A 7,696-nucleotide genomic window follows, 5' to 3' on the forward strand; every position below is an offset into this window, starting at 1 on the left:
CCTTCGGACCGGCCCCCTACTATGCCTGCTGTCCCGTGGGGTTCGTGGGGCGGGTAGGGTGATCCGGCCGCCAAAGCCCTGGCGGGCCAGGGTCATCGGGATGAATTGAGGGGGATTCTCCATCATGGCTTCCGCGAGGCGGAGGCGGCCCGATGCGGCCGCCGCCTCCACACCCCCGTCCACGGGCCCCGCGCCGGCGGTCGCACCGCGGCTCCAGGCACGCCCCGGACACTTCGGTTCGTTCCGATTGCAACAGCTCGTACTGATCGAGGTGGCGGCGGCTCTGCTGCTCCTCGCCTGGGCCGTCGACAAGATGCTGCTCGTGCCCGCGGGCGTGGTCGCCGTCGTGCTCGTGCTGCTCGCCGTGGTGCGCCGGCACCGGCGCTCGCTGCCCGAATGGCTCGGCACCTTCCTCGCGCTGCGCGCCCGTTCGCGCCGCGCCTCCTCGCTCACCGTGCCCGAGGGCACCGAGCCGGGGTTCGCGCCGCTCGTGGAGTGCGACCCGGCGCTGCGGACCTACGCGTACAGCGACCGTGACCGGCGCCCGGTCGGGATGGTCGGCGACGGCACCTTCCTGACCGCCGTCCTGCGGGTCGAGTCGGACTCCACGGCGCTGCGCCCGGACCGCGCGGCGAACCCGCTGCCCGTCGGGCTCGTCCGGGACGTGCTGAGCGTGGACGGCATCCGCCTGGAGTCGGCGCAGATCGTGCAGCACACACAGCCCGCGCCCGCGCCGCACCTGCCCGCGCAGTCGATGGCCGCCCGCAACTACGCGCCGCTGCAGGCGCAGACGGGCTCGCCCGCGGTGCGGATCACCTGGATCGCGCTCAAGCTCGACCCCGAACTCTGCCCGGAGGCGGTCGCCGCGCGCGGCGGCGGCATGACGGGCGCCCAGAAGTGCGTGGTGCGCGCGGCGGACCAGCTGGCGAGCCGGCTCGCCGGCGCCGGCTTCCGGGCGAGCGTCCTGACGGAGCAGGAGCTGACCTCGGCGCTCGCCACGTCGAGCTGCGCCAGCCCGATGGCGATCGCACAGGCGGGCCGGGGGCAGGCGCAGGGGCGCCGGACCCAGGAGACCGCGCGCACCTGGCGGGTGGACGACCGGCGGCACACGACGTACTGGGTGGGGCGCTGGCCCCAGTTGGGCGGCCGGGGCGGTGGCGCGGGCGCGTCGATGCCGCAGCTGGTGGCCCTGCTGACCTCGCTGCCCGCGCTCGCGACGACGTTCAGCCTGACGCTGAGCGGCGGGGACCGGCAGGAGGTGACGGTGACCGGACACGTGCGGATCACCGGGCGCAGCGACGAGGAACTGGTGACCGCGCGGCACGAACTGGAGCGTGCGGCGCGGGGAGTGAGGACGGGCCTGGTGCGTCTCGACCGTGAGCAGGTGCCGGGCGTCCTGGCGACGCTGCCGCTGGGAGGTGCGCGCTGATGTCCACCGCCTCCTTCGGTACGTCACCGGTCCCCGGCTCGCCTTCGGCCCGGCGTACGGGGCGGGCCGCGCGGCCCCGGTTCGGTTTCGGGCTGGTCGGACCGCGCCGCGACCGCCACTCCGTACCCCTGGAACAGCTGGACGCGCTGGCCCTGCCCGTCGGCGACGACGGCATGGTGATCGGCGTGGACGCCGAGGGCCGTCCCGCGGTGCTCGGCATCAACCGGCCCGTCCCGTACGACGTCACGCTCATCGGCGGCCTGTGGACCGCCCAGGTCCTCGCGCTGCGGGCGGCCGCGACGGGCGCCCGCGTGGCCGTCGAGACCGGCCGCGCCCAGGCGTGGACGGCGCTCGCGCAGGCCGCGGGCGGCGGACAGCCGTGCATCGCGCTGCACGACGTCGGCCGGGTGCCGCCGCAGGGCGCGTCGGCGGGCAGTCCGGTGGTCGTGGTGCGCGACTGCGGCATGCGCCCGCCGCGCGGCCGTGTCGTGTCGGCGCCCTGGCAGTCGGTGGTGACGCTGCTGCCCTATCTGAGCCCGGTCGCGCCCCGGCTCCTGGAGAAGTCCTCCCTGGTCGGCGTCCAGCGGGTGTCCCCCGACGAGGCCGCCCAGATCGGCCGCATCATGAGCCTGCCGCAGCACGAGTACGAGGCGCTGTCCACGCTCGCCGACGGGGTCACCCTCTGGTGCAGGCCGAACGACCGCCAGTTCGTGATGACTCAGGCGACGGACGCCGAGACCGGATTGTTGGGCGGCGCACGCCGGATGGACTGACAGGACCCGTACTCGCTTACGTACGTCCGCTTTTGCATCGTTTTGAACGGTGGGGGTTCTCACTCTGCGGCGCGGCCGGGTCACTTGGGGCCCGGACCGGGTCGCGGAGGCCGGCACGGAGGGGTCGTCGGCCCTGCCCCGGGGCGGCCCGCGGCGTTTAGGGTGGAAGGGCCCCGCCCACCACGGCACAAGGGTGCTCGACCACACCAGGAGGCAAAGTGAACGGCGATCGCGACGAGATCCACGGGGGTTGGAATCCACCCGCCGACGATCAGTCCGACGCGGATCCCGCCGAGATGACGGGTGAGTTCACCATCGATTACACCCCGCCCGCCTGGTACACGCAGAACGCGTCGGGCGGTACGGGAGCGGGCGGTGTCACTCCCCCGCCGCCGAGCGGGGCACCGGTCGCCGTGCCGGGACTCCCGGCGGGCAGCGGCTTCGAGCACGGCTGGAACATCGCGCCGCCGGCCGCGCCGGTGGCGCCTCCGGCGCCCGTACCGCCGGTGGCTCCCGGGGCTGTGGCCGGTCAGCCGGCCGAGCCGGTGGCGCCGCCGGTCGCTCCGGTTGTGCCCGCGCCGGCCCCTGCGCCCGCGGCGGTGCCTCCGGTTCCGCCGGTGGGTGTCGTTCCGCCGGTCGACGCGCCTGCGGCGCCGGTGCCGGGTGCGGCCTCGTTCGGGGGTGGGGACGTCGAGAGCGGTGCCACCATGCGCTTCTCCCCCGCCGCCCTCCGGCGCGAGATGGCCGAGCGCACGGCGGAGAGCACGGACGGCTCCGCCGCGCCCGCCGCCACCTCCACCGAAGAGACGGACACCGCCGGGGACTCCCCCGCGGCCCCCGACGAGCACGCCGCCACGGGGGCGGCGGAGACCGGGACGGCCGCGGAGAGCCCGGACGACGATGGTGTGGAGGACGCCACCGCGGCCGCGTCGGACGCCGAGCAGTCGGCCGAGGGTGACACGGTCTCCGATGACGCCCCGGGCCCGGAGGACGAGCCCGCCGAGCCGCCAACGGACGTTGTCGCGGACGCGGAGCCGGCCGTCGAGGCCGACGCCGAGCCGGAGGCCGGGGCCGCCGTCGTCGCCGACGCGGCCGTTCCCGCCGCCGGTCCCCTCCCCGCCGCGCAGCCCGCCGCCCCCGAGGCGCCGCAGGGCTTCGGCCCCGGCGCGGCTCCCGCTCCTGCTCCTGCTCCCGCTCCCGCTCCTGCTCCTGCTCCCGGTCCGTACGACACCGCCGGGCAGCAGCCCGCCGGCGCTCCGGGGGCCTTCCCCGGCGCCCCGTACTCCGCGCCGCAGCCCGGCGCCGGTGCCGGGCTGCCCCCGCTGCCGCCGTCGTTCCAGCCGGCCGCCCCCGAGCCCGCGCAGCAGTGGCCCGCGCAGCCCGTCCCGGGCGCCCAGCCGGTGCCGCCCGCCGCGCCGCTGCCGCCCACCGCCGCCTGGCCCGCACCCGAGACGCCCGTGCCCGGCGCGCCCGCGCCCGTACCGCCGCAGCCCCAGCCCCCGGCGCCCGGTTCCTACGGCTACCCGCAGGTGCCCCCGGCCCCCGCCCCCGCGCCTCAGGGCGGTTACGGCTTCCCGCACCCCGGGACGCCTCCGCAGCAGGCCGGTTACGGCTACCCGCAGCAGCCCGGCGTGCCCGGCGGTGTCCCGCCGCAGGCGCAGGCCCCCGGCGGCTACGGCTACCCGCACCCCGGATCCGTACCCCCGCAGGCCCCGCAGCCGCCGTACGACGGTCAGCCGCCGGTGGATCCGCGGACCGGTGCCGCCTGGCCCTCGCCGGTGACGCACGACCAGCGGGAGCGGTCCGTGCCGGGCGCCCCGCTCGGGTACAACGCGGCCGTCGAGCTCTCCTCCGACCGCCTGCTGCGCAACAACAAGCAGAAGCCGAAGTCCAGCCGTAACCCCGGCGCCGCCAACCGCTTCAAGCTCGGCGGCAAGAAGGAGGAGGCGGAGCGGCAGCGGAAGCTGGACCTGATCCGGACGCCGGTGCTCTCCTGCTACCGGATCGCGGTCATCTCGCTCAAGGGCGGCGTCGGCAAGACCACGACGACGACCGCGCTCGGCGCGACCCTCGCCACCGAGCGGCAGGACAAGATCCTTGCGATCGACGCGAACCCGGACGCCGGCACGCTCGGCCGCCGGGTGCGGCGCGAGACCGGGGCGACCATCCGCGACCTGGTGCAGGCGATCCCGTACCTCAACTCGTACATGGACATCCGCCGGTTCACCTCGCAGGCGCCGTCCGGTCTGGAGATCCTCGCCAACGACGTGGACCCGGCCGTCTCGACGACCTTCAACGACGAGGACTACCGGCGCGCGATCGACGTCCTCGGCAAGCAGTACCCGATCATCCTGACCGACTCGGGTACGGGTCTGCTGTACAGCGCCATGCGCGGGGTCCTCGACCTCGCCGACCAGCTGATCATCATCTCCACGCCCTCCGTGGACGGCGCCTCCAGCGCCTCGACCACGCTGGACTGGCTCTCCGCGCACGGCTACGCGGACCTGGTGCAGCGCTCGATCACGGTCATCTCCGGGGTCCGCGAGACCGGCAAGATGATCAAGGTCGAGGACATCGTGCAGCACTTCCAGACCCGCTGCCGCGGTGTCGTGGTCGTGCCCTTCGACGAGCACCTGTCGGCCGGTGCCGAGGTGGACCTCGACATGATGCGGCCGAAGACCCGGGAGGCGTACTTCCACCTCTCGGCGATGGTGGCCGAGGACTTCGTACGGGCGCAGCAGGCGCAGGGGCTGTGGACCGGTGACGGCCAGAACGCGATGCCGCCGCACATGGCCCCGCCGATGCCGGGCCAGCCGATGCCCGGACAGCAGCCCATGCCCGGACAGCCCATGCCGGGTCAGCCGATGCCCGGTCAGCCGGTGCCGGGGCAGTACGCGCCCGGCCAGATGCCCGGTCAGATGCCCGGTCAGCCCATGCAGGGTCAGGTGCCCGGTCAGCCCATGCCCGGTCAGTACGCGCCGGGGCAGCCGGTCCCCGGTCAGCCGTACCCGCCCCAGCAGCCCCAGCCGCCGCAGCCCGGTCAGCCGTACCCGCCGCAGCCCCAGGCCGGCCAGCCCTACCCGCAGCCCGGGTACCCGCAGCCGGGGCAGCCGATGCCCGGGCCGATGCCGGGTCAGTTCGGCCCCGGTCAGCCGTACGCCCCCCAGCCGGGTCAGCCGTACCCCGGTCAGCCGGGTGTCCCGCAGAGCTGGCAGCAGCAGCCTCCGACGCAGGACGAGAACGAGCCCCAGCCGGGCCAGGCGCTGCCTCCGCAGGCGCCGCCAGCCCCTCAGCAGTAGGGCGTCACAGGCTTAGACCAATGAGGCTCCGTATCGGCTCACCGATACGGAGCCTCTTGGCGTTCCCGCAGACCACAAGGGGTTTGAGGGATCGTTGACGACGGCAGACCACCGCTGATACACCTTCGCTTCACCCATCGTCAGCCCAAGATCCACGACAGAAACTCCCACGCGAGGTCACGTCCCATGGTCATGGTCACGAAGGTTCCACCCCGCCCCGCCCCTGCCCGCAGAGCCCTCCGACTGCTGCTCGCCGGCGGCCTCGCCGCCGGCTCCCTCGTCGTCGTCCCCGGTGCCGCGCAGGCGGAGGACGGGAAGTCCGGCGGCACCACCCTCACGGTCGCCGTCTCGCAGAGCATCGACTCGCTGAGCCCGTTCCTCGCCCAGAAGCTCACCTCCACCAGCATCCACCGGCTGGCGTACGAGTACCTCACGAACTACGACCCGAAGGACGCGCACACGATCCCGGGTCTGGCGACCGCCTGGACGTCCTCGGCGGACAAGCTGACGTGGACGTACACGATCCGCAAGGACTCGACCTGGTCCGACGGGCAGCGGGCCACCGCCGATGACGCGGCCTGGACCTTCAACAAGATGATGACCGACCCGAACGCCGCCACCGCCAACGGCAGCTTCACGGCGAACTTCGCGCAGGTCAGCGCGCCCGACCCGCAGACCCTCGTCATCCGGCTGAAGAAGCCGCAGGCGACGATGACGGCCCTCGACGTGCCGATCGTGCCGAAGCACGTCTGGGAGAAGGTCACCGACTTCTCGAAGTTCAACAACGACAAGCAGTTCCCGATCGTCGGGAACGGGCCCTTCGTCATCACGGACTTCAAGGTCGACCAGTACATCAAGCTCAAGCCGAACAAGAAGTTCTGGCGGGGCGCACCCAAGTTCGACGAGCTGGTCTTCAAGTACTACAAGGACGGGGACGCGGCCGTCGCGGCCCTGCAGAAGGGCGAGGTGTCCTTCGTCCCGAACCTGACGCCCGCCCAGGCGGCCGCCCTGAAGACCCAGAAGAACATCAAGGTCAACGACGCCCCCGGCCGCCGCTTCTACGCCCTCGCCACCAACCCGGGCGCGAAGGCCCAGGACGGCAAGGCCTTCGGCAACGGCAACAAGGCGCTGCTCGACCCCGAGGTCCGCAAGGCGCTCTTCCTCGCCGTCGACCGCACCACCCTCGTCGACAAGGTCTTCCAGGGCCACGCCGTCGAGGGCGAGGGGTACATCCCGCCGCGCTTCGGCTCGTACTTCTGGAAGCCGGAGACGGCACAGCAGCGGGCGTACGACCCGGCGCAGGCGGAGAAGGTCCTCGACACCGCCGGATACCGGAAGAACGCCGCCGGAAAGCGGCTCGGCAAGGACGGCAAGCCGCTGGAGTTCCGGATCCTGTGTCACGCCACCGACCCGAACGACAAGGCGGTCGGCAAGTACCTCCAGGAGTGGTGGGGCAAGCTCGGCATCGGTCTGAAGGTCGAGTGCCTGGACAGCGTCTCCGACCCCTGGGTCAAGGGCGACTACGACCTCGCCTTCGACGGCTGGTCGGTCAACCCCGACCCGGACTACGTGCTGTCCATCCACACCTGCGGCACGCTCCCGGCGACCCCGAAGGACTCCGGCGCCACCGACAACTTCATCTGCGACAAGCAGTTCGACGGGCTCTACGCGCAGCAGGCGGTGGAGTACGACGCCGCCAAGCGGGCGGATCTGGTGAAGCGGATGCAGTCCCGGCTGTACGACACGGGGTACATGAACGTCATGGCCTACCCGAACGCCCTGGAGGCGTACCGCACGGACCAGATCAGGTCCATCACGACCATGCCCGAGGCCGCCGGGAACCTGTGGGGGCAGGACGGCTACTGGAGCTGGTGGTCCGCCGTGCCCACGGCACAGGCCGAGGACTCCGACGGCGGCTCGTCCACCGGGGTGGTCGTCGGCATCGTCGCGGCCCTGGTGGTCGTCCTCGGCGTCGGCGTCTTCCTCGGGATGCGCCGCCGCTCCACCGCCGACGACCGCGAGTAGTACGTGACGACGGCAAGCACCCCCGCCGACGTGGGGGGGGGGGGGGGGGGGGGGGGGGGGGGGGGGGGGGAGGGGAAAGGGGGTGTGTCCGGGTCGGTTTTGTCCTCGGGGGGGGGGGGGGGGGGGGGGGGTGGGGTGTTTTTTTCCTTTCTTTTTCGCGGACCCTTCTT

Annotated in this window: 4 protein-coding genes; all 4 read left to right on the forward strand. The window is 73.3% G+C overall.

The window, feature by feature from the left end; translation table 11 throughout:
- Positions 1 to 124: 124 nt before the first annotated feature.
- The 4 genes from eccE to ACZ7HT_RS36400 all read left to right on the forward strand — a co-directional run bounded on the left by eccE (position 125) and on the right by ACZ7HT_RS36400 (position 7,526).
- Positions 125 to 1,429, forward strand: coding sequence for a type VII secretion protein EccE (gene eccE, locus ACZ7HT_RS36385; RefSeq protein ID WP_471173968.1), 1,305 nt, complete (start codon positions 125 to 127; stop codon positions 1,427 to 1,429).
- Positions 1,429 to 2,202 carry a hypothetical protein gene (locus tag ACZ7HT_RS36390; RefSeq protein ID WP_471173970.1) on the forward strand — a complete coding sequence of 258 codons (774 nt, stop codon included), beginning with the start codon at positions 1,429 to 1,431 and terminating at the stop codon, positions 2,200 to 2,202. The genes eccE and ACZ7HT_RS36390 overlap by 1 nt, the downstream gene beginning before the upstream one ends.
- Before the next feature lie 218 nt (positions 2,203 to 2,420).
- Positions 2,421 to 5,501, forward strand: coding sequence for an SCO5717 family growth-regulating ATPase (locus ACZ7HT_RS36395; RefSeq protein ID WP_471173973.1), 3,081 nt, complete (start codon positions 2,421 to 2,423; stop codon positions 5,499 to 5,501).
- 192 nt (positions 5,502 to 5,693) lie between these two features.
- Complete coding sequence (locus ACZ7HT_RS36400) at positions 5,694 to 7,526, forward strand: ABC transporter substrate-binding protein (RefSeq protein ID WP_471173988.1); 1,833 nt, start codon at positions 5,694 to 5,696, stop codon at positions 7,524 to 7,526.
- Positions 7,527 to 7,696 lie beyond the last annotated feature (170 nt).

It is taken from the genome of Streptomyces sp. NPDC037410, assembly GCF_055602235.1.